22 protein-coding genes are annotated in these 26910 nt (G+C 61.2%); 18 read left to right on the forward strand and 4 right to left on the reverse strand.

Features of this window, described 5'->3' with window-relative positions; translation table 11 throughout:
- The first annotated feature begins 239 nt into the window (after nucleotides 1–239).
- The 4 genes from thrS to MU846_RS06930 all read left to right on the forward strand — a co-directional run bounded on the left by thrS (nucleotide 240) and on the right by MU846_RS06930 (nucleotide 5600).
- Entirely contained in the window at nucleotides 240–2156 is a 1917-nt protein-coding gene (gene thrS / locus MU846_RS06915) for a threonine--tRNA ligase (RefSeq protein WP_246950891.1), read from the forward strand.
- 209 nt (nucleotides 2157–2365) lie between these two features.
- Nucleotides 2366–2800 (forward strand): phosphoribosyl-AMP cyclohydrolase, encoded by a 435-nt coding sequence (gene hisI / locus MU846_RS06920; RefSeq protein ID WP_246950893.1) that lies wholly within the window; start codon nucleotides 2366–2368, stop codon nucleotides 2798–2800.
- 4 nt (nucleotides 2801–2804) lie between these two features.
- The gene (gene cysS / locus MU846_RS06925) at nucleotides 2805–4205 is read left to right on the forward strand and encodes a cysteine--tRNA ligase (RefSeq protein ID WP_246950895.1); all 1401 of its coding nucleotides are present in this window, start codon (nucleotides 2805–2807) and stop codon (nucleotides 4203–4205) included.
- Between the two features lie 426 nt (nucleotides 4206–4631).
- Nucleotides 4632–5600, forward strand: a complete 969-nt coding sequence (locus tag MU846_RS06930) for an Rpn family recombination-promoting nuclease/putative transposase (protein ID WP_246950897.1) — start codon at nucleotides 4632–4634, stop codon at nucleotides 5598–5600.
- A 58-nt stretch (nucleotides 5601–5658) separates the two neighbouring features.
- Here the strand turns inward: MU846_RS06930 and yccS are convergent, their stop codons facing one another.
- Nucleotides 5659–7845 (reverse strand): YccS family putative transporter, encoded by a 2187-nt coding sequence (gene yccS / locus MU846_RS06935; protein ID WP_246950899.1) that lies wholly within the window; start codon nucleotides 7843–7845, stop codon nucleotides 5659–5661.
- A gap of 203 nt (nucleotides 7846–8048) precedes the next feature.
- Here yccS and yidD point away from each other — a divergent pair, with 203 nt between their 5' ends.
- From yidD to MU846_RS06960, 5 genes are all read left to right on the forward strand, one after another.
- Nucleotides 8049–8327, forward strand: a complete 279-nt coding sequence (gene yidD, locus MU846_RS06940; RefSeq protein WP_246950901.1) for a membrane protein insertion efficiency factor YidD — start codon at nucleotides 8049–8051, stop codon at nucleotides 8325–8327.
- A 399-nt stretch (nucleotides 8328–8726) separates the two neighbouring features.
- Nucleotides 8727–10823 (forward strand): TonB-dependent receptor domain-containing protein, encoded by a 2097-nt coding sequence (locus MU846_RS06945; protein ID WP_246950903.1) that lies wholly within the window; start codon nucleotides 8727–8729, stop codon nucleotides 10821–10823.
- Between the two features lie 27 nt (nucleotides 10824–10850).
- Entirely contained in the window at nucleotides 10851–12137 is a 1287-nt protein-coding gene (locus MU846_RS06950) for a hypothetical protein (protein ID WP_246950905.1), read from the forward strand.
- A gap of 132 nt (nucleotides 12138–12269) precedes the next feature.
- The gene (locus MU846_RS06955) at nucleotides 12270–12821 is read left to right on the forward strand and encodes an outer membrane beta-barrel protein (protein WP_246950907.1); all 552 of its coding nucleotides are present in this window, start codon (nucleotides 12270–12272) and stop codon (nucleotides 12819–12821) included.
- The gene (locus MU846_RS06960; RefSeq protein WP_246950909.1) at nucleotides 12821–13240 is read left to right on the forward strand and encodes an acyl-CoA thioesterase; all 420 of its coding nucleotides are present in this window, start codon (nucleotides 12821–12823) and stop codon (nucleotides 13238–13240) included. The genes MU846_RS06955 and MU846_RS06960 overlap by 1 nt, the downstream gene beginning before the upstream one ends.
- Before the next feature lie 326 nt (nucleotides 13241–13566).
- Here the strand turns inward: MU846_RS06960 and folE2 are convergent, their stop codons facing one another.
- Entirely contained in the window at nucleotides 13567–14523 is a 957-nt protein-coding gene (gene folE2 / locus MU846_RS06965) for a GTP cyclohydrolase FolE2 (protein WP_246950911.1), read from the reverse strand.
- Nucleotides 14524–15046: 523 nt separating this feature from the next.
- Here folE2 and MU846_RS06970 point away from each other — a divergent pair.
- The 6 genes from MU846_RS06970 to MU846_RS06995 all read left to right on the forward strand — a co-directional run bounded on the left by MU846_RS06970 (nucleotide 15047) and on the right by MU846_RS06995 (nucleotide 20970).
- Nucleotides 15047–15607 carry a MarR family winged helix-turn-helix transcriptional regulator gene (locus MU846_RS06970; protein WP_246950913.1) on the forward strand — a complete coding sequence of 187 codons (561 nt, stop codon included), beginning with the start codon at nucleotides 15047–15049 and terminating at the stop codon, nucleotides 15605–15607.
- Between the two features lie 5 nt (nucleotides 15608–15612).
- Complete coding sequence (ectA, locus tag MU846_RS06975) at nucleotides 15613–16164, forward strand: diaminobutyrate acetyltransferase (RefSeq protein ID WP_246950933.1); 552 nt, start codon at nucleotides 15613–15615, stop codon at nucleotides 16162–16164.
- A gap of 168 nt (nucleotides 16165–16332) precedes the next feature.
- Entirely contained in the window at nucleotides 16333–17643 is a 1311-nt protein-coding gene (ectB, locus tag MU846_RS06980) for a diaminobutyrate--2-oxoglutarate transaminase (RefSeq protein WP_246950935.1), read from the forward strand.
- A gap of 137 nt (nucleotides 17644–17780) precedes the next feature.
- Nucleotides 17781–18185 carry an ectoine synthase gene (locus tag MU846_RS06985; protein WP_246950937.1) on the forward strand — a complete coding sequence of 135 codons (405 nt, stop codon included), beginning with the start codon at nucleotides 17781–17783 and terminating at the stop codon, nucleotides 18183–18185.
- Between the two features lie 212 nt (nucleotides 18186–18397).
- Nucleotides 18398–19090, forward strand: a complete 693-nt coding sequence (locus MU846_RS06990; protein ID WP_246950940.1) for a response regulator transcription factor — start codon at nucleotides 18398–18400, stop codon at nucleotides 19088–19090.
- Nucleotides 19000–20970: a sensor histidine kinase gene (locus MU846_RS06995; protein ID WP_246950942.1), complete on the forward strand. Its 1971-nt coding sequence runs from the start codon at nucleotides 19000–19002 to the stop codon at nucleotides 20968–20970. The genes MU846_RS06990 and MU846_RS06995 overlap by 91 nt, the downstream gene beginning before the upstream one ends.
- Before the next feature lie 33 nt (nucleotides 20971–21003).
- Here the strand turns inward: MU846_RS06995 and MU846_RS07000 are convergent, their stop codons facing one another.
- Together MU846_RS07000 and MU846_RS07005 are read right to left on the reverse strand one after the other, a co-directional pair.
- On the reverse strand, nucleotides 21004–22317 hold the full coding sequence (locus tag MU846_RS07000) for an MFS transporter (RefSeq protein WP_246950944.1): 1314 nt from the start codon (nucleotides 22315–22317) through the stop codon (nucleotides 21004–21006).
- A gap of 102 nt (nucleotides 22318–22419) precedes the next feature.
- The gene (locus MU846_RS07005) at nucleotides 22420–23349 is read right to left on the reverse strand and encodes a tRNA dihydrouridine synthase (protein WP_246950946.1); all 930 of its coding nucleotides are present in this window, start codon (nucleotides 23347–23349) and stop codon (nucleotides 22420–22422) included.
- A gap of 379 nt (nucleotides 23350–23728) precedes the next feature.
- Between MU846_RS07005 and MU846_RS07010 the strand changes: the two genes are divergently transcribed.
- From MU846_RS07010 to dxs, 3 genes are read left to right on the forward strand one after another with little or no spacing between them, the layout of a single operon-like run.
- Nucleotides 23729–23980: an exodeoxyribonuclease VII small subunit gene (locus tag MU846_RS07010; protein WP_246950948.1), complete on the forward strand. Its 252-nt coding sequence runs from the start codon at nucleotides 23729–23731 to the stop codon at nucleotides 23978–23980.
- Nucleotides 23964–24872, forward strand: coding sequence for a polyprenyl synthetase family protein (locus MU846_RS07015; protein WP_246950950.1), 909 nt, complete (start codon nucleotides 23964–23966; stop codon nucleotides 24870–24872). The genes MU846_RS07010 and MU846_RS07015 overlap by 17 nt, the downstream gene beginning before the upstream one ends.
- A 56-nt stretch (nucleotides 24873–24928) precedes the next feature.
- Nucleotides 24929–26845 carry a 1-deoxy-D-xylulose-5-phosphate synthase gene (gene dxs, locus MU846_RS07020; RefSeq protein ID WP_246950966.1) on the forward strand — a complete coding sequence of 639 codons (1917 nt, stop codon included), beginning with the start codon at nucleotides 24929–24931 and terminating at the stop codon, nucleotides 26843–26845.
- Nucleotides 26846–26910 lie beyond the last annotated feature (65 nt).

Here is a 26910-nt window from a genome sequence, read left to right on the forward strand (position 1 = left end):
GCAGGCGAACAGGCAGGCTTTGTTACCGCCGGTGCCCACCCGTCACCAGACGTTGCCAGCCAGCGAGGGCGGCGTCTGTGCCATGCTGATGCAGCTGCCGGGCGCCTGCCGCGGGCTTCTCCTCAGGCCCTGCTGGCAGGGTGCCAGCCCTTGCCGGCTCGGCCTTTCGCCTTGCAGCCCCCCCACTGATTGCCTACCATCAGCCGGCTATTCAATCCCTTTGGCCGATGACTGATCCCATGAACATAGCCTACCGGTTGCCCGACGGGGCAGCTCTGGAATTCGAACAACCTGTCTCCGGCACCGAGATTGCCGCGCGCATCAGCAAAAAGCTGGCGAAACAGGCGCTGGCCGTGAAAGTCGACGGCGAGTTACGCGACCTGTACCTCACCGTGCCACCCGGCGCCACGGTGCAGATCATCACCCGTGAAGATGAAGACGGCCTTGAGCTGATTCGCCACGACGCTGCGCACATCATGGCGGAAGCGGTGCAGGAGCTGTTCCCGGACACTCAGGTCACCATCGGCCCGACGATTGAAAACGGCTTTTATTACGACTTCCACCGGGAGCAACCGTTCACCCCGGAAGATCTCAAGGCCATCGAAAAGCGGATGCACGAGATCGTGCGTCGTAATGAAGATATTCGCCGCGAAGTCTGGGATCGCGATGAGGCGATACGCTTCTTCATGGACCAGGGCGAGACATTCAAGGCCGAGATCATTCGCGATCTGCCCGCCAATGAAGAAGTCAGCCTGTATCGCCAGGGCGATTTCATCGACCTTTGCCGTGGCCCGCATCTGCCTTCGACCAGCAAGCTTGGCGACGGTTTCAAGCTGACCAAGGTGGCCGGCGCCTACTGGCGTGGCGACAGCAACAACGCGCAGTTACAGCGCATCTACGGCACAGCCTGGCGCGACAAAGCCGAACTCAACGCCCACTTGCAACAGCTGGAAGAAGCGGCGCGCCGCGACCACCGCAAACTGGGCCGCGAAATGGACTTGTTCCATCAGCAGGAAGAAGCGCCCGGCATGGTATTCTGGCATCCTCGTGGCTGGGCCATCTGGCAAAAGGTCGAGCAGTATGTGCGTCAGGTGTACCGCGACAGCGGTTACCAGGAAGTGCGCGGCCCACAAATTCTGGATGTCACCCTGTGGAAAAAATCCGGCCACTGGGACAACTATCAGGAAAACATGTTCTTCACCGAATCGGAGAAGCGCACCTACGCCGTCAAACCGATGAACTGCCCCGGCCACGTGCAGATTTATAATGCTGCGCTGCACAGTTATCGGGATTTGCCGGTGCGCTATGCAGAGTTCGGCGGCTGCCACCGCAACGAACCTTCCGGTGCGCTGCACGGCATCATGCGCGTGCGCGCCTTCACGCAGGACGATGGTCATATCTTCTGCACACCCGAGCAGGTGGAAGCGGAAGTTACCGCCTTCCACCGACAAGCCATGCAGGTCTATGCGGACTTCGGTTTTGAAAATATTTCGGTGAAGCTCGCGCTGCGTCCGGAAAAGCGCATCGGCACCGACGAGGACTGGGACAAGGCCGAGCGCGGCCTGCGCGCCGCACTGCAAAGTGCGGGTGTGGAATGGGAAGAGCTGCCTGGCGAAGGCGCTTTCTATGGCCCGAAGATCGAATACCACCTGAAAGACTCCATCGGCCGCTCGTGGCAGATGGGCACGGTACAGTTCGACCCGATGATGCCCGAGCGCCTGGATGCCGAATATGTCGATGAGCATTCCCAGCGACAGCGTCCGATCATGCTGCACCGTGCCATTCTGGGCTCGATGGAGCGGTTCATCGGCATCCTGATCGAGCATTATGCCGGGCACCTGCCACTCTGGCTGGCCCCCGTGCCGGTGGTGATCGCGACCATCACCAATGCAGCCGACAGTTATGCCGAGCGCGTGCGGGATGCATTGACTGCTGCCGGCGTCACCGTGGAAATGGATCTGCGCAATGAAAAGATCGGCTACAAAGTGCGCGAGCATTCCACCGCCAAGGTGCCGGTGATTCTGGTCATCGGCGAGCAGGAAGCCAACGAAGAGAAAGTGGCCATCCGCCGCCTGGGCAGCAAGAACACCGAGGTGTTGCCGCTGGCGGAGGCTGTGCAACAGTTAAGTGATGCGGTGCGCGCGCCGGGTCGCTGAAGCCGGGCGCCTGCGCGCCGCACAATGGCCGCACGCGGCACTCGTACCGCAGAGCTCTGTAACATGGAGCTCTCGCAATACAAGACCATTACAACACGAGGCTCTTGCGGCACGGTTTTTTCGTATTGCGGGACGGTTTTGTCAGCGGCTCTCGTGTCACAGGCTTTTGCAGCACAACACGCTTGCAGCACAGAACAACGGGCGAGACCATGTTTAAGGAAAACGAACAGCAGCCAAACGGATTTTTCCTGCCACTGGCCAGCGCGCTGGATACACTGGGCTGGAACAGCGATGGTCTGGTGCCCACCATTGCCCGCCAGTACGACACCGGCGAGGTGCTGATGCTGGCGTGGATGAATCGTGCCGCCCTGGAAGAAACCCTGCGCACCGGGCGCGTGTGTTATTTCTCGCGTTCACGTGGCGGATTGTGGCGTAAAGGCGAGTCCTCGGGGCAGATACAAAGACTGGTCGAGCTGCGCATTGATTGCGATGGCGATGCCCTGCTGCTGAACGTCGACCAGACCGGCCCAGCCTGCCACACCGGCCGTCGCGACTGTTTTTACTGGCGCGCCGACGGCGAGCAACTGGTGCTCGATAAAAACCCGATCATTGATCCTGCCGACCTGTACCCGGACAAGCGCTGAGACCATGCCGACACTGACTTTGCACAATACCCTTTCCGGCCGGAAAGAAACCTTTAACCCGGTCGATCCCGAGCGCATCACACTGTATGTGTGCGGGCCGACGGTCTACAACTATGTCCATATCGGCAATGCTCGCCCTGTGGTTGCGTTCGATGTGCTGTTCCGCTTGCTCAAGCGGCTGTATCCGAACGTAGTTTATGCGCGCAACATTACCGACATTGATGACAAGATCATTCAGGCCGCAGAGGAGAATGATGAGCCGATCACCGCGCTGACGCAGCGGTTCACGGTGGCGTTCGAGCAGGACATGGCGGCGCTCAATGCCCAGCCACCCACCATCACGCCCCACGCTACCGACCATGTGGATGATATGGTCGCGATGATTCGCACGCTGGTTGAAAAGCAGCACGCTTACGCGGCCGAAGGGCATGTGCTATTTGACGTGCAGAGCATGCCGGAGTACGGGCGGCTATCGAAGCGCTCGCTGGACGACATGCTGGCCGGTGCGCGGGTGGAAGTGGCTCCCTACAAAAAATACGCCGGCGATTTCGTACTGTGGAAACCAAGCACCGACGAGCAACCCGGCTGGGATTCTCCCTGGGGCCGTGGCCGGCCCGGCTGGCATATCGAGTGCTCCGCAATGATCGCACGCCATCTTGGCCCGCTGATCGATATCCACGGCGGCGGCCAGGATCTGATTTTCCCCCATCATGAAAACGAAATCGCTCAGGGCTGCTGTGCCCACGGCACGGATTATGTGCGCTACTGGATGCACAACGGCTACATCAATATTGATGGCGAGAAGATGTCCAAATCGCTGGGCAACTTCCGACTGGTACGCGAACTGCTCAAGCATTACCCCGGCGAAGTGCTGCGCTTTGCGTTGCTCTCTGCCCATTACCGCTCGCCGCTGAATTTCAGCGAGGAGCTGTTGCAACATGCCCGGGCCACACTGGACAGCCTCTATTACGCCCTGCTCGGCCGCGGTGCACAGATCGAGCCAGAGCCCGGATATACATTGCCGGATGACCACCCCGTCAATCTGGCACTGTGCGACGATCTCAATACGCCGGAAGCGATCAGCGAACTGCACCGTATCGCCGCACAATTGAACAAGGCCGGCGACGCCGACAAGCCTCGCCTGAAGGCCGAGCTACTGGCAGCAGCCGGCCTGCTGGGCCTGCTGACCCAGACGCCGTCCGCCTGGTTCCAGCAGGGCGGCGGCAGTGATGCCCTGGATAGCGCGGCTATCGATGCCCTGATCGAGGAGCGCAGCGCAGCAAAAAAAGGCCGTGATTTCAGCCGCGCCGATGCCATCCGAGAACAACTGGAACGCGCCGGCATTGTGCTGGAAGACACCCGCGAAGGCACGCGCTGGTCGCGCCGTCCTGCCAACACGGACTGATCAGGCTCATGCCCCGGAATTGTTCCGGGGCACTGCCTCCCGACAAGGCACGCACTCGATAGCGCCTCCCCCTGCCGTGCGCAACAAAGTCTTCGATAAAGCCCTGGCTAACATACCGGCGAAAGCCCCGATACGTTGAGCGCGACTCCGGCGCGAAGCCAGACCAGCGCACACACACCAGCCAATGTCTTACATCTTTTGTCGTGCAACACCTACATTCCTTTCCGCGTTCTCAGACAGACAGCCCGGCACCGGGGCCGGTACGCTGCCAGATCACAAGTGCGCAAACACGGGCGCAAGGGAAAGTGCCAAGGGTAAGCCCAAAGGAAAGTCCCAAGGGTAAGCCCCAAGGGAAAGCCCCAAAGGAAAGCGCCACAGAAAAGCGCTAAGGCAAAACCACACAGGCGTCACAGGGAGGTGCCCGCCATGGACAATCACGACACCAGCTACCGGCTGCTGTTCGCACACGCCGAAATGGTGCGCGAGTTATTGAAGGGTTTCGTGCCCGGCGACTGGGTCAGGGAACTGGATCTGGATTCGCTGGAAAAAATGAACGGCAGCTACGTCAGCGACGATCTGCGCAGCCGCCACAGTGATGCGGTCTGGCGGGTACGCTGGGGGCCGCGCTGGGTGTATGTGTACCTGCTGCTGGAGTTTCAATCCACAGTGGATCGTTTCATGCCGGTGCGCGTGCTCAGTTATATCGGGCTGCTGTATCAGGATCTGATCAAACGGCGCGAGCCCGGCAACAGCCCCCTGCTTCCGCCGGTGTTGCCGATCGTGCTATATAACGGCAAACCCCGCTGGCGTGCTTCAGTGGATCTGGCCGATCTGATCCAGCCCATGCCGCAGGCCCTGCACGAATTCCAGCCCCGGCAACGCTTTCTGCTGCTGGACGAAGGGCGCTATCAGGCCCATGAGCTGCCGGCGGGCCGCAATCTGGTTGCCGCGCTGTTCCGGCTGGAACACAGCGCCACGCCGGAGGCGCTGCGGCAGGTGCTAGCGCTTCTGGTAGACTGGCTGAAAACACCGGAATTGGCAGATTTGAGGCGCCACTTCGTGGAATGGCTCCGGCGCCGGGGGCCGAGCCTGGATCCGCAGACACACTGGCGCGAGATCAACGACCTACAGGAGGCCAACACCATGCTGGAAGACCGCATTCGCGAATGGAAAGCGCAGTTTCGCCAGGAAGGGCTGCAAGAAGGCCTGGAGCAGGGAGTGGAGCAAGGCGTGACACAAGGCGCTCGAACCATGCTGCAGCGCCAATTGCTGCGTCGCTTCGGCAGCGTGCCGGAGCCATTGGCGCAGCGGCTGGCCGGGGCCACCCTGCCGCAGTTGGAAGCCTGGGCTGATCTGGTTTACGAAGCCGAGACGATCGAAGATGTTTTCCATTGAGAGATCAGCTGACGAGAGAGGTCACCTGACGAGCGATCACTAGGTGCGAGATCACCCCTCATATAGCAGCGCTCCTCACGCCGGCACCATCGTCTGACAGCACTTCATGCATCGCCAGCACTTGCCGGCAGATCAGGGCCAGCTGCGCCTGCACCAGCCGCTGACCATCATCCGCTTCTTCCGGCAGGGCTTCCAGCACCTCCGCCAGTTGCGTCATGGCCGGCTCCGGCGCTGACAACAGGCTCCCCGCTTTGAGAGATGCGGCCATGGATTCGAGCCAACAAGCCAGGCGCTCCACGGCATCATCAATGAGCGCATCATTGCTATGCTCGGCCAGCAGTGCACGGTGCGCGCCGAGCGCGGAGAGATAATTCAGCAAACCGTGCGCGAGCGTCAGAAAGCGCAACGCATCTTCCACATCGCCACGAAAATAACCCGGCTCCTGCTGCATGTTGGCGAGTGCTGCCGCGAGCGCGGCGTCGGAGTTATGCGCGTCGCGGCGGGCCACCCGATAGGCCAGATCATCGCGCTTGCCGGTATCATACTGTTGCATGATCTGGCGCAGATAACGGGCGTTGCCACGCAGCACCGCGGCCTGCAAACCACCGAGCCTGCGCCCTTGCCAGTCCGGCAGGATCAGCAAGATCGCCAGCCCAGCCAGCAGGCAGCCAAGCACCGTATCCACGAGCCGTGGCCAGAACACGGCGTAGCCGTCGCCCACCTGACTGAAACAGAACAGCACTTGCAGCGTCATGGCAGCCGTGGCCAGCACATAGTGTCGGTGCCGTGTAGTGAAGAACACCACCCCGGCGATCACGGCAAAAGCCGCCTGCAAGGCAGTGCTCGGAAACAGGCCAAGCAATGCCCAGCCCAGCGCCAGTCCCGCCAGCGTGCCACTGACCCGTTGTACCAGGCGGCGCCGCGTCGCACCAAAGCTCGGCTGGCACACAAACAGCGCCGTCAGCATGATCCAGTAACCCTGTTCGTCATGTATCCAGTGCAGCAGCCCGAAGCCCACCGGCAACACCACGGCCAAGCGCACTGCATGACGGAATACCGACGAGGCCGGTGTCAGATGGCTACGCAATCGGGCCCAGCCTTCCCGGAGGGTGCGCGGCGAACGGTCCACCAGGGAGCTGTCGCTCTCTGCCACCAGCATCTCCGGCTGCCCGGCGCGAGCAAGAGCATTTTCCAAGGTCAGCAAGTTGTCCATCAGCGCATCCAGCGAGCGCAAGTGCGGCCGCCAGGAAGGGTTGATCTGGGAGCGCAGCCACACCAGCGAGGTGCGCAGATCATCCAGCGCCGGATTGGGCGCATTGCCGTAATCGAACGGCAGTCGCTGCCGCAGCGCACGCCCAAGCGCTTTGCAGGCACTGCCTTGCTGCCGCAAGACGCGCTGGAACCGGAACATCACATCGGAATGGAAAAACGCTTCCGCCAGCCGGTGGTACGGATAATGGGTGGAACCGGCCCGCTCGTGGATATCCTGCGCCAGAAAATACAGTTGCAGGTAAGCGCTCACGCGGCGGCTGTCGCGGCGGCGCGCCAGGCGTCGCAGGATGACCACACGCGCCTCATCAAGTGCCTTCACTACGCGCGCGTTCTGATGCACCAGCGCCAGCCGCAGCCCATGCACATCAAGCTGGGTCAGCGGTTCGAACAACCGCGATTTCAGTTTCAGATACTCACCCAGCTCACGAAATACACGCGAGACAGCTTGCTGCACCGCATGTTGCGTGAACAGCGCATGCCAGAGTACCGAAAGCAGACCATAGCCCGCCGCGCCCACCAACAGCCGCATCGGCTCCTGCCACAGCGCCGGCACCACGCCGGCACGCGGCTCCACCGTAATCATTGTGTAAATTGAAAGAATTAGAGTGGCCGAGCCAATCGTCGCAAATCGGCCTCCCAGAGCTCCGAGCATGATCAGCGAGACGCTCGCCAGCGAGAGCAGCAGCGCCAGCAACCAGCGATAAGGAAACAACAGTTCGACCGTGAGCGATGCCACCGCAAAACACAGCAGCGTCACGATCAGCGCCAGCAAGCGGCCGCGCCAATTGTCGTCGGTTTCTGCCAGCGCACTGGCAAGGATGCCGAGGATCAGCGGGATCAGCCAATCCGGGCGCTCCTGAGTGAGGCTCCAGAGCATCGCCGCGGAAAACGCCAACAGCACACGCACGCCATCGCCAATCGCATCCTGGCCCCATAGATGGGCCAGCAGGCGGCGGGGAGACAATTCAGACACGCGGAGCCCGGGCATGTACGCTCGATCAGACTTAAAAAAACGGAAGAAGAAATGCAGCTGTCACTATAGCAGCCCGGCGCAGACAAGGCGTGCCCGGCCGGGAGATTCATCGCACCAACGCCGATGGACTTTTGTTATAACATATCATAACCTGTCGTTCATCAGGGCCACTTCGCCGGCCCGCCTTGCCACCTGGGTGCTCCGTGACGTCGCTGCTGCTTGGCATGATCCGGCTTTACCAATACCTGCTCAGCCCGTGGGTCGGCAATCAGTGCCGCTTCTGGCCCACCTGCTCCGAGTATGCGCGCCTTGCCATCATTCACCACGGCAGCGCGAAAGGCAGCCTGCTGGCAGTGCGCCGGGTGTGCCGCTGCCATCCCTGGCACCCCGGCGGCTTCGACCCTGTGCCTGGCGTCCCGCTGCCGGACGATTACCACGATGAGCCCGAGCCTGCTGATGATGCGCCAGACGATACGCACTGAGTTGCGCCCTGCCATCTGGCTGCTGGTGCTATTACTGGCTGCCGGGCAAACACAGGCTGTCGCGCACCTGGTATGGCACATCAGCCCGGCGCTGGCTGCCGCAGGCGCCGGGCACATCGATACACACACCGAGGCCGGCCACGGCGAGCTATCGCTCAGCTGTGAATTATGCGCTGCCGGCCACCTTACGCTGCTGCATCAAACTGCTTCGCCGGCCAGCCCCGCTCAGCTCGTGCGCTGGGCCGCCCCCGCTCCGGAGCAAAGCCACACCCGCCTGCCCCCACCCCGCTGCTGCCGCGGCCCACCACAACACGCCTGACCTTCACCCCTGATCGGCTGGCGCACGTCAGCCATGCTCACGCTGCCGCCACGCGGCAGATCGCAAGAGGGTTACATCCGATGTTGAACAACTCCCGCCAGCCTGTGCTGGCGCTGGCTATTGCCGTCTTGGCAAGTAGCGCCAGTGCCGCCACCCATGCTGACGATACCCCTGTGCAGCTCGCGCCTGTGCGGGTTTCTGCCATGGCGCTGGATGAAGATGCCGACCAGTTGGCGGTGCCTTACAGCGTCATGGAGGGTGACGAATTATTGCTGCGCAATAGCGCCACCCTGGGCGAAACGCTCAACGGCCAACCTGGCGTGCACGCCGACAGCTTTGGCGGCGGCAGCAACCGCCCGGTTATCCGTGGCCAGACCGCGCCACGTGTCAGCGTGCTGTCCGATGGCGCATCCTTGCTGGATGCCTCGGCCATCTCGCCGGATCATGCCGTCACCGCCGAGCCGCTATTGATCCGACGGGTCGAAGTGTTACGCGGCCCGGCCGCCCTGCTGTACGGTGGCGGCGCTATCGGTGGCGTGGTGAACCTGCTGGACGACAAGATACCAACGCACATGCCACACGCCGGTGCCGAAGGCTTTGTCGCCGTGCGCGGCAACACCGTGGCCAACGAACGCGCTGGCGCCGCAGGGCTGACGCTACAGGCCAGCGAACATCTTGCTGTGCGCGTGGAAGGCTCGACCCGTGATGCAGATGACTACGAAGTACACGGGTTCGATCAACTGCGCGTGGATGGCACTTACGCTCGCAGCCACAATGGCGCCTTCGGGCTCTCCTGGATCACGCCTCGTGGTTATATCGGCGCTGCCTACAGTTACCGCACAGATAAATACGGCCTGCCCGGCCACAGCCACGAATACGAAGGTTGCCACCCCCACGGCGCCTCGCTGCACTGCGATCCGCATGGCCATGACCACCATAGTCATGATCACAATGAGCACCACGACCATGCTCACGGAGTGCCTTACGTGGATCTGGTCAGCGAGCGGCTGGATGTGCGCGGAGAATACCGCGACCCGCTGCCCGGTATCGAACGGCTGCGGCTGCGCGCCAGTTACACCGATTACGCTCATGATGAAATAGAAGGCGGTGTGGTCGGCACGCGCTTCGAGAATCTCGGTTACGAGGCGCGAATCGAGGCCGAGCACGCTGCCGTGGCCGGGCTGCACGGCGTCGTCGGCGTGCAGTACGGATTCAATCGCCTGCGTACCGTCGGCACCGAGGCTTTTCTACCGCAAACCGAAAGCGAAACAGCCGGCGTGTTCCTGCTTGAGCATTACACCCTGAACGACCAATGGCATCTTGAGGCTGGCGCCCGGCAGGACTATCAGAAGATTCGCACGCGTCATGATCCTCGCGACCTGCCGTCATCAAGGATGTTTGCCACCTCGGCGTCTGTGGCCGCCACCTGGCAATTTCTGCCGGATTATCACCTGTCATGGACGGCGGCACATTCACAACGGCTGCCGCACGCACAGGAGCTGTATGCACGCGGTGTGCATCTCGCCACCAACACTTACGAGTGCGGCCTGTTCCCCAGTATTTATACCTGTGGCGATGCAGGAAGCGATACTCGGATCAAGCGGGAGAGCTCTCGCAATATCGGTGTAAACCTGCGTCGCAACCATGGCGCACTCACGTTCGATATCGGCCTGTTTCATAATCACATCGGCAACTATATCTACGCCCGCACCCTGGATCAGTTCGAGGATTTCCGGCTGATCAAATACAGCCAGGCGGATGCCGAGTTCACTGGTGCTGAAGCGGAAGCCACCTGGTTCCCCAGCGACAGTTATTCCCTCACCGCTTTTGGCGATACCGTGCGTGCGCGCTTCGACAACGGCGGCAATTTGCCGCGTATTCCCGCCTATCGTGCCGGCCTGCGTCTGCATCGCTACTGGGACACCGTGATCGGCGAGCTGGAGTATTACCGTGTCGGCACCCAGCGCGACATTGCCGATTACGAACAGCGCACGCCCGGCCATCACATGGTGAATGCGGCGCTTACCTGGCAGCCTCGTGGCGATGAGCGTTACACCCTCTTCGTTCGTGGCACCAACTTGCTGCGTGAAAAAGTCTGGCATCACAGTTCGTTCCTGGCACATAGCGTGCCGGAACCCGGCCGCAGCGTGAGTCTCGGCGCGCGCCTTACCTTTTAAGCAAAATATTTCCCTGGAGCGATCACGATGATTTCTGCTTCTGATTTTTTGCGTCTGCTGGCGCTCATCACCCTGCCTGCCGGCCTGCTGCTATCCGGCTGCGGCAACGACAGCAATCCGCGCCCTGGCGCGGGCCACGACCACGCCCATCATGGCCGGCTGATCCTGGCCGACAACAATGCGCACGCTTATGTTTATGACCTGGATCAGCGCGCCTTGCTCGCGCCGCTGCACCTCGACTATCCAGCCCACAGCTTGCATACCAGCCCCGGCAAGCGTTTTGTGGTTATCACCCAGCGCGCTACTGGTGCCAACCCGAACCAGATACAGTTTATCGACGCAGGGTTGTTCGTGCATGGCGATCACATTGATGTGCTTGAGCCTTCCGTAGCCAACCTGACGCTGTCAGGCGAGGCACCCGCCCATTATCGCGCAGTGGGAAATCAGGCGACGCTGTTCTTCGATGGCGCTTCCGCCAGCCAGCGTTTTGTGCTGTTCACCGACAGCAGCCTTGCCGCAGGCAATATTGTCGCAGCGGAAAGCACGCCCGCCGCACACCATGGCATAGCCGAGCCGCGTGGCGAGTATGTGCTGGTGAGCACTGCCGATCGTGAGCGGGTAGCGGTATTCGGCCTGCACCACGATCATTTCCATCTTGAAGAAACCCTGCCGGAGCCTTGCCCCAATCTGCACGGTGGCGCTTCGCTGGAAAATCATGCTGCCTTCGGCTGCGATGATGGTGTATTGCTCGTGCATCAGGATGGCGGCGCGTTTACCGCCAGCAAGATCATCACACCACTGCGCATCACGCAGCTTGCAGGGCATCCCGCCATGAATGAATTCGTGGCCTTTGCGGCGGGCAATCAGGCGATCTACGCGGTCGATCCTATAAGTGGCACTGTCGAAGAAATCGACTGGTCAGCCAGCACCGGCACCGCCCACACCCGGCATCTGATCGACGCCACAGGCGCGCACCTGCTGGTGCTGGACGACGCCGGCACGGTGCATATTCTGACGACCGATGACTGGTCGCATCAGGGCAGCATTGCTGTGCTTCAAAATGGCACGGGGGCGCACATGGTCGCCAGCGCCAGCGATGCGCGGGCTTATCTGCTCGAACCGGCAGAACAGATTGTCCGTGTGCTGGATATCACGCAGCGAACCCTGCTGGATGACGACCAGATCACACTGGATTTCTCGCCAGTTGGCCTGGCCTGGGCCGGCATCAGCGGTGCTGCGGCAGAGGCTTTGTCGCCGCACCGCGACCATGACCATCAGCACGGCCATCAACACGATCATCAACACAGTCGCTAGCACATCCACTCGCACTGATCGGCACGCCGGGCGCGCTTGTCGCTGCGCCCGGCTGTCGGTGGCCGCCGGCGCGCACCGCCATGTCGAATCCGCTACAATGCTTCGCGTTTTCAAATCACCTCAGGAGCCATCATGAAAGCAGCCCTGCGTTCCCTCGCCGTCGCCAGCCTGGCGTTTTCCGCGCTGGCCATCGCGCCCGCCACCCAAGCCCAGTCCGGCTACGTGTCATTGGGTTACGTCCTGAGCGACCTTGAGCCAAAGCGAGCACGGCGAGATGCCGATGTCACCGCCCTGCAATTCACTTTTGGCGGTTGGTTCAATCCACAACAGACGTTCGGCGCAGAAGGCCGCATCGCGCTGGGCCTGGATGACGACAGCTTCACCAACCAGAACGGCACACGTGGCAAAGTCGAAATTGATCGCTACTACGGCGGCTACCTGCGGGCACAATTCCCCAACACCGTTCCGGTGCGGCCCTACGGGCTGGTCGGCATAACGCGTGTAGAAACCACGGAAAAAACCACTCGCAGCCGCGGCCGCAGCTACAGCGATATTTCACTCGGCTTTGGTGTGGACGTGGAACTGGATCGCAATATCTACGTGTTTCTCGAATATCTGCGTGCCACCGATAGCAGCAGCAGTGAAGTCACCAACCTCACCCTCGGGGTAGGCGGCCGATTCTGATGCAGCGGCAGGATTTCCGATTCTTCCACCCTCTGCGCGTTCGCTACTCGGAAGTAGACGCGCAGAGCGTGGTCTTCAACGCCCACTACCTGACCTATTTCGACGTTGCGCTCACCGAGTTCCTGCGCGATGCCGGCTACGATTACCACGGTCTGGTGGCACAGCAAGGGCTGGATTTTCATCTGGTGAAATCGACCGTGGAATATCTGGCGCCCATTCGTTTCGATGACGAGCTGGAGATCGGTGTCCGTGCAGCACGCATCGGCACCAGCAGCCTCACCTGGGCGTTGGGCATTTTTCGACGGGGGGAAGAAACCTGCCTGAGCCGGGGCGAGGTGATCTGGGTATGCGCCGCTGCGGGCAGCCATCGTTCTCACCCGTTGCCGGCTGATCTGCTCGCACTGCTGGAAACCTGTTAAGCCCACCGGGCGGGAAACGACACCGCGCCCTAGCACCACCTCATGAGTTTCGCCGTGTCTGATGGCCTCTCGCAACAGCCTCTCACGGTGGCCTGTTTCAATAGCCTCTCAATAGAGCAGCCTCTTCTGAATAAAGCCTCTCGTTGCACCCTTTCGCCAGCCCTCTCCACTGCCCCAGCAAGCGCTCAAGGCGCGTCCTGGCCTCTGCTGGCAGCGGGCCGACGGCGGCTCAGTTGCCGCGTCAGGATACGCACCTCACTGGCCCGGCCGGCCTCCAGGCCCCTTACCCATGTTGCCGGAGTTCGGGGCGGGGAGGCGCAGTTGTATCAGGGGATCGGCAGGTAACCGCCGGCCACGTTTTTGGTCACGATGGCCACGGCATTGTGGGCATGCAGGCTTTCCAGATGATTCACCCGCAACCAGAAATCCTGATATTGCGGATCTTTGTCCAGCGCCACTTGCAGGCGCCGGGCAGCATCTTCACAGAACATCAGGTTTTGCCCATTGAGGCGCGCAAACTCCTGTTCGTCTTCACGCTTCACGGCAGTCTGCACCGGCGTTTTCAGGGCGCCCTCGATCAGGTCGATCAGGGCCGTGATCGGGAAGGCACGATCTTCTTCTGCGCCATCGAGCAACACCCGCACCTGAGCGATGGAGCGCTGGCTGTGCGGCGTGGCGACGATGCCCTGCTCGGTGCCCAGCCATTCTGCGGCTTCTTCGGCATTGATAGTGCCCACATCGCCGAACTTGTCGCGGAATGCATTCTGAATCAGTTGCCGCGCCAAAGCAGCGGAGCAAGGGCAGGTGGATGAATAGGGCACTTCCACTGACAGCTCGATGCGCATGTCATCGCCGTGGAGCGTACCCGCCAGGCGCACCGGATAGCTCTTCCAGCCGGCATACTGGCTCTTGAGCGCCGGGCGGCGTACGGAATATTCAAAGCGCAGTTCCACAAACGCCTGGCTGCTCAAGCCCTGGTGGGTTTGCAGGAAGTTTGCCAGCAACTGACGGATCGACGCAGCGCTGACCGAATGATCGCCGAAGGTTTCCTCCAGCATCAGATATAGCCGTGACATGTGAATGCCGCGCGCCTTGGTGTCTTCCAGATTGACATACGCCTGGATCGAGGCGCTGATCGGGCGTTCGCCATGCACACTGTCGCTGACTCTCGCCGGCAAGTGGATTTCGCTCATGCCCACCCAATCCAGCTTCGGCCCTTTATGGCTATCGGCCATACTGGCTACGTCCGGCATCTCTGGGGGCGCTGCGTCTTCGCGTTTCATCTGGATCTCCGTCTGGCACGGGCTTGGCCGTGGATGGCGGCCGGTTGGGGAACCCACCGCAACTCTCGGGGCGGGGAAGTCTAGCAGAAAAGAAGCGGGTAATTGACCGACTTTCCGTGGGGGCTTCCGCATCCCACCCCCGCGCTACGCGCCGGCCGATGCCCGTGCTGGCACCTCCTGCCTGCTGCACGAGGTATTTTGGGGGGCGCCGCCGCATTTCAACCAATCTCGCCAATAGCGCTGGGCTATCCGCCGACGCTTTTGCTCTGCCTGCGCATTTTTTTCAATTTCCTGTGACTCGCCGGACAGCCGCACCAGATGGGGCTTTGACGCCAGTCACCACCCCAGTTATCAGCCACTTTTACAGATATTGCTTTGACATCTAACATTTCGAAGACTAACGTATGCCCCCAATAAAACAGCTTGCAAACCATATATATCAATTGGTTACAAGCTTAGACCGAGGAGGAGACTCGATATGAAGAGCCATCATCCTCAGCCACTGTCGAGAGTATCAGTCAATATGGCGAGGCATCACGAAGTGTTGATTTCATTGCGCCGCATCATCCGCGCGACGGATATGTACTCTCGCCACCTGAGCAAGGTCGCCGGGCTGACAGCACCACAGTTGCTGGTGATGCAGTCCATCGCCCAGCGCGGCGAAATGGCGATGGGCCAAATTGCCGATGAAGTGTCGCTGAGTCAGGCGACCATCACCACCATTCTGGATCGACTTGAGAAGCGCGAGCTGATCGTGCGTTTGCGGGGCTCCACCGACAAGCGACGAGTCTATGCCCGCCTCACCGCCGACGGCATGGCGCTGCTGGAAAAAGCACCCACGCCGCTACAGGAAGAATTCATCGACCGCTTCGCCGAGCTGGATGACTGGGAACAATCATTGATTGTCAGCTCCCTGCAACGTGTCGCCGCCATGATGAATGCGGGCGACATTGATGCATCGCCGGTACTGGATCTTGGCGCCATGGATCGCGCCCAGCCGACCGTCGAACTCAGCGAGCGTCGCGCCCGGCAGTCTGAAGCGGCTGCGCCCGCTCCCCCTTATCCCGAAGCCACAAGAAAGTAATCACTATGCTTGCAGAACCAACGGATACTCGACCCCAAAAGGCTCCCGTTGCGAACAACACCGCGCAGATCACACTGCGCAAACCGGAAAGCCAGGATGGCGCCCGCTTGCACAAACTGGTGCGCGCCTGCAAACCTCTGGATGAAAACTCCACCTACTGCAACCTGCTGCAGTGCACCCACTTCGCCGACACCTGTGTCGCTGCCGAAATGGATGGCGAACTGGTGGGTTTCATCTCCGGCTATATTCCGCCCAAGCAGCCCAACACGCTATTTGTATGGCAGGTCGCCGTGCACGAAAAAGCACGTGGCCAAGGGCTGGCAAAGCGGATGCTTGCCGAGATCCTTGAGCGCAGCGAATGCAATCAGGTGCAATTCATCGAAACCACGATCACGCCCGATAACGAGGCATCCTGGGCGATGTTCCGCAGCTTTGCCTATGCACGGCGCATGCCGACCGAGGAGTTCATCCTGTTCGACAGTCGCCTGCATTTTTCAGGCGAGCACAAGGATGAGCACTTGCTGCGTATCGGGCCTTTCAACCGGACGAACGCGTAGCCAGAGATCAACCCCCGTTTTTTGTTCACCGGGCTTTCCCTGACCGGCCCTGGCTGGCGTTCCTTCAGGGAAAACCGGGTGGCGAGGCGGCTACCGCCGCCAGCAAAAGTGAGTTGTTTCTACCGAACAGCCACTTGCTTTTTACCAACGCATTGGGAGGTGCGAACCATGGACACACAAATTTTTGATCGTATCGAATCCGAAGTACAAAGTTATGCCCGCAGCTTTCCTGTCCTGTTCAGCAAGGCCAAGGGCGCCTATCTGTTTGATGAAGAAGGCCAGGCCTATCTGGATTTTCTGGCCGGCGCCGGCACGCTCAACTACGGCCACAACCATCCGGTACTGAAAGAAAAGCTGCTGGCTTATCTGGGCGAGGATTACATCGTCCACGGCCTGGACATGCACACCTGCGCCAAGCGCAATTTTCTCAATCAGCTTGAAGAAGTGATCTTCAAGCCGCGCGACATGCAATACATTGTGCAGTTCACCGGCCCGACCGGCACCAACGCCGTGGAAGCGGCATTGAAGATCGCCCGTAATATCAAAGGCCGCTCGAATATCGTCACCTTTACCAACGGCTTTCACGGCGTATCGCTCGGCTCACTGGCCGTTACCGGTAACAGCCATCACCGCGATGCCGCGGGCGTAGAGCTCAACGGCGCCACGGTAATGCCATATGACGGTTATATGGGTGAAGGCGTCGACACCACCGAGTATATCGACAAGCAATTGTCCGATTCCTCCAGCGGTGTCGACAAACCTGCCGCAGTGATCGTGGAAACCGTACAAGGCGAAGGCGGTATCAACGCGGCCAGCCTCCAGTGGCTGCGCAATCTCGAGAAGCTGTGCAAGAAGCACGACATGTTATTGATCGTGGATGACATCCAGGCGGGTTGTGGTCGCACCGGCAGCTTTTTCAGCTTTGAGGACGCCGGCATCAAGCCCGACATCATTACACTTTCCAAATCCCTCAGCGGTTACGGCCTGCCCTTCTCGGTGGTGTTGATGAAGCCAGAGCTGGATCAGTGGAAGCCGGGCGAGCACAACGGGACTTTCCGTGGCCACAACCCTGCGTTCGTTACCGCCGCTGCCGCCCTGGATCATTTCTGGCGCGACAATACTTTCGCCAATGAGGTAAAGAAAAAAGGCCATATCATCAGCGAATATTTTGGCGCCATCGCGCAAAAATATGGCGATCAGTGGTTCACCACCACCGGCCGCGGCATGATGCAAGGCCTGGTCTGCACCAACGGCGAACTGGCGAACGAGATTACCAGTGAGGCCTTCCGCCGCAAGCTGATCATTGAGACCTCCGGTGCTGATTCGCACGTGGTGAAAACCCTTTGCCCGCTGACCATCAGTGAAGAAGATCTCCGCAAAGGCTTGCGCATCGTCAGCGACAGTGTCGACACCGTCATGCAAGCCCGTGCGCAAGCTGGCAAGCCAGGTGCCAGCAGCAACGTCGGCGCCGTGGCATGACCGTTGATCTGCCTCTCCTGTAGCCGGCTGGCTACCTCCCCGGGAGAGGCACCTATGACGCCCGCACCCGATACCGGGGGCGGGCTTTCCCTGACTGCCGCCAAGACGGCACCCACCCCTGTTTTTGAGGAGCTAGAATGATTGTTCGTACGCTTGAAGAAGCCCGTAACAGTGGCCGCGCCGTGCGCGCAGAGAACGGCAACTGGGAATCCGTGCGCCTGTCGCTGAAAGACGATGGCATGGGTTTTTCCTTCCACATCACCACCATCTTTGCCGGCACGGAAACGCACATCTGGTATCAAAACCATTTTGAGACGGTGTATTGCATTTCGGGCGAAGGTGAAGTCGAAACCATCGACGATGGCAAGATCTACCCGATCAAGCCAGGCACCGTGTATATCCTCAACAAGAACGACAACCACCTGCTGCGTGCCAAAAGTGATATGCAGCTGGCCTGCGCGTTCAACCCGCCCCTGCATGGCAAGGAACAGCACGACGAAAACGGCGTCTACGCGCTGGAAGCCGAAACAATCGATGGCTGAGACGCTCGCCGGCCTGACATTCCGTTCCACCGGGCCGGCGGCCATGCCGCCGTAGCCCGTGGAGCGTCCCTCCACACCGATTACCCGTTTCGCCCTCGAATACCAGCTTCTGGTGATAGGCCCGGTGCCCTGTTCGTGGGAAACTGCCAGGCTGCCATGACCGGCAGTCGCGAGATTTTCTCGCCTGTCGGGGCGCCTGAACGGGGGCAAGCATGACCAGCGCATCACTCTTCAACTCTGATTTTCCGCGGCCCGCTCCGGTGCTGGTCGTGGAAGACGAACCGCTCATGCAGCAGCGACTATTTCGCATACTTCAGGATCTCGGTTACGACGGCAGCGCCATAGAAATAGCGACGACCGTGGCCGCCGCACGCAAACACATCCACGAACGGCCGGTTTCCATGGCGCTGGTTGATCTCGGCCTGCCCGACGGCACTGGCTTCGAGCTGATTGATCTGCTGCGCAGCCGTGACGCCAATTTATGCATTCTGGTGATCTCGGCGTGGAGCACGGAAGAGCACATCGTTGCTGCGCTGCGCGCCGGGGCCACCGGGTATGTCCTGAAAGACCGTGACGACCTGGAAATTTCTCTCTCGATCCGCAGCGTCCTCCGGGGAGGCGCGCCTATTGATCCTTTCGTCGCACGGCGTATTCTGGAGCTACTCCCGATAGCACGCCCAGAACGCGCTCGGGAATCGGAGGGGGAAGGCGTGAAACTCAGCGCTCGCGAAACGGAGATCCTGCACCTGGTCGCCGAAGGGCTGACCAACCGCGAGATCGCCGCGCAGCTGTTCATTTCACGTCACACAGCAGAATGTCATATAAAAAATATTTACCGGAAACTGGCGGTGTCATCCCGTACCCGCGCCATCAACGAAGCGCGGCAGCGCGGCTTGCTGCCCTGACCCTGCTGCTTGCCGGCTTGCTGGCCGCGTCGGCTGCCGCCACCGCCACACCGTGCCGGCAACTCATTACCTCGGTGAGTGCCGCACAAGAGCTGGGCCAGCCCGACCATCCGCCTGCACAGGGCTGGGTGCCAGTCACCTTGCCGGATACCTGGCATACCCGTTGGCCAAAGACGCACGGCGCAGTCTGGTATCAAGTCCGATGGCATGACGAATGCAACGGCGACAAAGCCGTGGCGGTGCGCGTTTCGCACATGACCATGGCCGGCACCATTTACCTCAACGACACCCTGCTGTGGCAAGACGCCAGCCTGGAAGAACCCTTCTCTCGTAGCTGGAACATGCCTCGCTACTGGGTGTTGCCCACCGCTGCCCTGACCGGCCAGGACAACACTTTGTGGTTTCGCATTACGGGTATGCGCCATGATCTGCTCGGGCTCGGCCAGGTGGAAGTCGGCTCGCCGTCCGTACTCTGGCCAGCACATACCGCACAACGCTGGCAAAAGCGCGGGCTGTTCACACTCAACATGAGCATCTCGCTGGTGCTGGGCTGCCTGTTTCTGGCACTGTGGGCGGTGCAGCGCAGCGAGCGCGCCTACGCCTGGTACGCGCTCGCCTCGCTGGCTTGGGCGCTGTTTGCCGCCAGTATGCTGGCCACCACTCCTTGGCCATTTTCCAACAGTGCCGACTGGAACCGCGCCGTAACGGTGGCATTCATCGTTCACTGCGCTGCTTTCTGTCTGTTCACCTGGCATTTCGGCGGCCAACACTTCCCGCGCTTGCGACGCGCACTGGGCGGCATCACCCTCGCTCTGGTGATAGGCCTCTGGTGGGTGCCCGACACGCAGCTCACCGCCGTGCTCGTCGCCACCATTCCGGGTTACTCGTTGGTCTTCATCGCCAACTGTATCCAGTTCCAGTTTCACGCCTGGCGCAACCGGGAGCGTCACAATGTGCTGCTGGCGCTGTGTCTGCTGTTCTTTGTGGTCATCGCCTTACACGATCTATTGCTTGTTATTGGCGCCATTGGTGGCAGCCTGCTGTATTCACCTATCACAGCGCCAGTATCGATGATTTTCATGTTCCTGATTATCGCCAACCGGGTTGCCAACAACCGGCGCCGCATCGAAACCTTCAATACGCAGCTGCAAGCCGCCATCGAAGAAACACGGCAAGAGCTGACCCGCACGCTGCAACACAAACACCAGCTGGAGGCGAGCAATATTCGCCTGACCGAACGGCTCCGGCTCTCCCATGATCTTCACGACAGCCTGGGCAGCTCATTGATGCGCTCCATCGCGCTGGTAGAGCAAACCAGCACACCGCTGGGCAACCGGCACTTTCTTTCCATGCTGAAAGAACTGCGTAGCGACCTGCGCCAGATCATCGACAACAGCTCATCATCCGTGGCCGCCCATAACACACCTGCCGAGTGGCTGGCGCCATTGCGCCATCGCTTCGTGCGGCTGTTCGAAGAACTTGGCATGACCTCGCAGTGGCGTATGCCCGGCGCATGGCCGTGCCAGCATTCTCCTGTGCAGTTACTAGCGCTGACGCGCTTTCTGGAGGAAGCCCTCACCAATGCACTCAAACACAGTTGCGGCAATCATTTTGAAATCACGGTAGGGGCAAGCCAGGCCGGCACTACTTTATGCGTGCAGGACAACGGCGTCGGCTTTGATGTAGATATCGTCAGCCAAGGCAGCGGTATCGGCTTGCGCAGCATGCGCACACGCATCGAACGTCTGGGCGGGCAGCTGACAATTCACTCTCAACCGGGCAGCACCCGGTTGGTGGCGTCACTGGCAAACCCATCCGCCATGGAGAAACATGAAGTACAAGCGCAGAGTGCACCCGCCAGCGCATCACGCTCCGATTAGCGTGTGCCGCGCCGCCATCATTCGCCGCCTGGATCAGTCACCCTTACGCGGCTGCTGTAACCATTGCTGATCGCGTGTTTCACTTGTCAGCCATAATGCGGCCAATGTTATCAACGCAGCACCAGCCAGATAAAAACCGACCGCAGCAAGGCCGTACCGCGTCGCCAGCCAAGTGGCGATATAGGGTGCCAGCGACGCCCCGAAAATACCGGCCATATTGAATGTCAGCGACGCGCCGGTATAGCGTACCTCCGGTGGAAAAAGCTCGGAGAGCACCGTCCCCAGCGGGCCGTAAGTCATGCCCATCAGGGCCAGACCCATCACCAGAAATGCCAGCACGCCCGGCAACCCGCCGCTACCGAACAACGGCTGAAATAACAGGCCGAACAAGCCAATGCCAAGTGTCACCCACAGCAAAGTGCGCCGCCGTCCGAAACGATCTGCCAGCAGGGCAGCCACCGGCACCGTGAAAGCAAAAAACAACACCGCAAACAATTGGAGAATCAGAAAATCATCCCGTGCATAGCCCAATGCCGTCGTGCCCCATGTGAGACTGAACACAGTCGTCAGGTAAAACAGCACGAAAGTCGCCAACGCCATCGCGGTGCCCAGCACCAGCGCGCGCGGATGCCGGCGAAACACCTCGGCCATAGGCAGGCGCACCCGCTCCTGCCGATCCAGCGTTTCGCGAAACACCGGCGTTTCTTCTATCTGCAAGCGCACATAAAGCCCGATGATCACCAGCAGAGCACTGGCAAGAAACGGCACACGCCAACCCCAGCTGAAGAACTGCTCTTCATCCAGCATTTCGCCCAGCGCCAGAAATGATAGCCCGGAAAGCAGAAACCCCAGCGGCGCACCCAGTTGCGGGAACATGCCATACCAGGCACGTTTGCCTGGCGGCGCATTCTCGGTAGCGAGCAACACCGCGCCGCCCCACTCACCGCCCAGGCCCAGCCCCTGCCCGAAGCGGCACAGCGCCAGCAACAACGGCGCCAGCACGCCGATCTGCGCGTAAGTCGGCAGCAAACCAATCACCACGGTGGATACACCCATGGTCAGCAGCGCCGCTACCAGCGTGGCCTTGCGCCCGATGCGATCACCGTAATGCCCGAACAACGCCGAACCGAAAGGCCGGGCGAAGAATGCAATGGCAAAGGTGGCCAGCGACTGCAACATCGCCGTGGTGGGATCACTACCGGGGAAAAACAGCTGCGGGAATACCAGCACCGCCGCAGTGGCATAGATATAAAAATCGTAGAACTCGATGGTGGTGCCCACCAAGCTGGCGAACAGCACGCGCCGGGGAGAGTTGCTCGGGCGCGCAGCGATTGCGGCAGTGCTCATTACGGGTATACCTCGGCGGGCTGGCGAAGGGGGAAATGCTGCCAGCTTCCCGCCGCCTGCGCCAGCACCCGCGTACCTGCCGGCGCCGGCCCGAGGCACAAGCTACACTCGCGCCTGCACAATTTCCCGGATGCGCGCTGCATCCCGCTCGCGCCGCACCTGATCCAGCAGCTGTGCCGCCGGCGGAAAATCGCGGCGCAGATAATTGAGCCATTGCTTGATGCGGCCCGCCTCCTGCACCGGAGTGCCGGTGCCCAGCAAGCGCCCGGTATAATCCAGCAACCACGGCGCGATATCTTCCCAGCCGTGCTGCTCACCATGACGGATCGCACGCGCCAGAAACGGATCGCTGACCGCGCCACGCCCAAGCATCAGCGCACCGCAGCCACTCTCGGCGGCACACCGGCGAGCATCCTCAGCCGTCCAGACCTCGCCATTGGCGATGACGGGAATCGACACCGCTTCGCGCACCTCGCGAATGCGATCCCAATACGCAGGCGGCCGGTAACCCTGTGCCCGTGTGCGCCCATGCACCGTCAGCCAGCTGGCCCCGGCCGCATCCACCGCGCGGGCGTTATCCAGGGCACGCAGATCATCATCGTTGCCCAGCCGCATCTTGGCCGATACCGGCACCGTAGCAGGCACCGCGTCCCGCACCGCCGCCACCACCGCATATACCAGCTCCGGCTCATCCAGCAATACCGCACCGCCACGGTGCCGATTGACCGTCTTCGCCGGGCAGCCGAAATTCAGATCAATCGCCGGAGCGCCCAGCTCGACCCCCAGCGCGGCATTCTCTGCCACACATTGCGGATCGGAACCGAGCAGTTGCAGGTGCACCGGCGTGCCGGCGCGGGTACGCGCCCCTTCTCGCAGCTCCGGGCACCAGCGATAGAACACTTTCGGCGGCAACAAGCGGCCGCTGACACGCACGAATTCCGTCACGCACCAGTCGTAACCGCCGATATCGGTGAGCACCTGACGCAACCAGTAGTCGGCCAGGCCCTCCATGGGAGCGAGCACAAGTTTCATGGGCGGGGATGATAAGACGCCCTCGGCAAGGCAGCCAGCAGTGCATGTCGTGAGCAGGCTGCAAACGGTCAGGCTGCAAAAAGGCAAGGCCCTCGCCGGAGAGTGCGGGCCTGAAAGTACCGGGGTTTAGGAGATCTCGGGCGTTTACAGTGCCCGCACGGCCGACGAGGCCCACCAATATAGCCGCCACCGCCCGAAGGGGAAATAGCCCGCTTAGGCCGTTTTGGAATGCTCCACCAGTTAGCCAGCACCCACTTACTTCGGATCGGGCAGAAGCATTGACGAGCGCCACCTGCTTTTTTAGTGTTCGCCCTGCCCTGACACCCCCGCACGTGGCACAATGCCCCGCACCGCAACCGCCTTGAGGATCAGCCGCACTATGGCAGCCAAACCGAAATCGCCCCGCCTGGAGGAAGCTCTGGCTACGCTGGAAAGCCTGGTGGAACGGATGGAATCCGGCGATCTGTCGCTGGAGGATTCCCTCAAAGCCTTTGAAGATGGCATTCGCCTGACCCGCGAATGCCAGCAAGCCTTGCAACAGGCAGAGCAGAAAGTGCGCATCCTGCTGGAGCAACACGTGGACGCCGAACCACAACCTTTCCGTGAAGGCGACGATGCCGACGACAACTGAATTCAGCCGCCTGGCACTGTTCATTCAGGATGCCCGCGCACGAGTGGAAACGCGCCTGCACCTGGCGCTGGATGATGAGCTGGGGGTCGCTCCGCGCCTGCTCGACGCAATGCGTTACGCAGCACTGGGTGGCGGCAAACGCATCCGCCCGATGCTCAGCTATGCCGCCTGCCAGCTCTGCGGCGGCGAGCTGGCACTGGCCGACGCCCCGGCTGCGGCGGTGGAGCTGATTCACGCCTATTCGCTGGTGCACGATGATCTGCCGGCGATGGATAATGACGAGCTGCGCCGTGGCCGCGCCACCTGCCACATCGCTTACGATGAAGCCACCGCCATCCTCGCGGGCGACACCCTGCAAACCCGTGCCTTCGAGCTGCTGACGCAGCACGGTGACTACAGCGATGGCCAACGACTGGCCATGATTCGCACCCTGGCTCATGCCGCGGGCGCCGCCGGCATGGCGGCCGGGCAGATGCAGGACATGCAGGCGCAGGGCCAGGCGCTGACGCTGCCCGCGCTGGAAGAAATCCATTATCTGAAGACCGGGCGCCTGATTACCGCCTCTCTGGTCATGGGTGCCATCGCTGCCAATGCATCGGCGGCATTGTGCGATACACTACGGCAATACGGCGATGTCATCGGGCTGGCATTCCAGGTTCAAGATGACATTCTCGATGTAACCGCCGCCACCGAGCAGCTTGGCAAACCCAGTGGCTCGGATGAGCGCCACGGCAAAAGCACCTTCCCCGGCCTGATCGGCCTGGCCGCCAGCCGTGAGCGCGCCGCACAGCTCGTCGAGCAGGCCCACCGCCTGCTTGATGATGTCGCAGCGGAGCGCGACGTAAGCCTGCTGAAAGACCTCGCAAGCTACATCGTCGCCCGCACACACTGACCCGATCCGTAACGGGCGGTATAATGCCGCCCTGACATGAACCCATCGAGGGCCGCATGGCGAAGACGTTTGACGAAATACCGCTGAGCCGGCCAGCCACTCCCCTTCTGGACGGCATCGATCGGCCGGAACAACTGCGCGCCCTGCCCCGCGAGCAGTTGGCGCAGGTAGTGGATGAGCTGCGCGCCTATCTGCTGTACGCAGTGGGGCAATCCGGTGGCCATTTCGGCGCTGGCCTGGGCGTAGTGGAGCTGACGGTCGCACTGCATTACCTGTTCGACACACCCGAAGACCGGCTGGTCTGGGACGTGGGCCATCAGACCTATCCGCACAAGATTCTCACCGGACGTCGCGAAGCATTGCCGACAATTCGCCAGCAGGGCGGGTTGTCAGGCTTTCCCAAGCGCAGCGAATCGGAGTTCGATACTTTTGGGGTCGGCCATTCATCCACCTCCATCAGCGCCGCGCTGGGCATGGCGCTGGGTGCAGAAATGGCGGGCAAACAGCGCCGCACAGTCGCCGTGATCGGCGATGGCGCCATGACGGCGGGGCAGGCATTCGAAGCACTCAACCATGCCGCACACACCAAATCGAACCTGCTGGTGATCCTCAACGACAACAACATGTCGATTTCGCACAATGTTGGCGGGCTGGCCAATTACTTCGCACGCATCTGGGCCTCGAAAACCTATATCGCCTTGCGTGAGGGCGGCAAGCGCGTGCTCTCCGCCATGCCGGCCGCCTGGGATTTCCTGCGCCGCACCGAAGAAAGCATGAAGAACATGGTCAGCCCCGATGCGCTGTTCGAATCCATCGGCTTCAATTATATCGGCCCGATGGATGGCCACGATCTGGACGAACTACTGACCACACTGACCAACCTGCGCGATCTGAAAGGCCCGCAGTTGCTGCATATCTACACCACCAAGGGCAAAGGCTTCGCACCTGCCGAAGCTGACCCGATCGGCTACCACGCGATCAACAAGATCGAGCCCAAAAAACGCCTTCAGCAAGCGATACCCAAGCCAGGCCCGCAGATAAAATACCAGGACGTGTTCGGCCGCTTTCTGTGCGATGCCGCCGCCCGGGACGATCGGCTGGTGGCGATCACGCCAGCCATGTGCGAAGGCTCCGGCATGCTCGAATACAGCCAGCAATTCCCCGAGCGCTTCCACGATGTGGCAATCTGCGAACAGCATGCGCTGACGCTCGCAGCCGGGCTTGCTTGCGAAGGGCAAAAACCGGTGGTGGCCATCTACTCCACCTTTCTGCAACGCGCCTACGATCAGCTGATCCATGATGTAGCGCTACAGGATCTGGATGTCACACTTGGCATTGATCGAGCCGGCATCGTCGGTGAGGACGGCGCCACCCATGGCGGCGTATTCGATATCGGCTATCTGCGCTGCGTACCGAACATGATCATTGCTGCCCCCGCCGACGAAAACGAGTGCCGGCAGCTGCTGTACACCGCCTGGCAACATCCCGGCCCGTCTGCCGTACGCTACCCGCGCGGCACTGGCCCCGGCGTGCCCATGGTGGAGCAATTCACCGCGCTGCCGATCGGCAAGGCACGCACGCTGCGTGACGGCCGCCAGGTGGCCATCCTGTCTTTCGGCACCCTGCTGCCGGCCGCCATGGCGGCTGCTGACGCGCTCGGCGCCACGGTGGTGGACATGCGCTGGGTGAAACCACTGGATGAAATATTGATCCGTGAGCTGGCCACTTCGCACAACCTGCTGGTGACGCTGGAAGATCATCAACTGATGGCTGGCGCCGGCTCGGCGGTCAGCGAATATCTGGCCGCCAGCGCCATCACCGTGCCGGTGCTGCACCTGGGCCTGCCGGACACCTTCATTCACCACGGCAAGCGCGAAGCGCTGCTGGCCGAGCTGGGCCTGGATGCTGCCGGCATCGAGCAAAGCATCCGTGATCGGCTGCGCCTGCTGGACGTGCGCGCCGCCCGTGGCTAATGGCAGGGCGTGTGATCACGCCCGTGCCACCCTTACCCCAGCCCTTAACCGCGTCAGCGCTGCGT

The organism is Alcanivorax quisquiliarum (assembly GCF_023051175.1).
GTDB classification, from domain to species: Bacteria; Pseudomonadota; Gammaproteobacteria; order Pseudomonadales; family Alcanivoracaceae; genus Isoalcanivorax; species Isoalcanivorax quisquiliarum.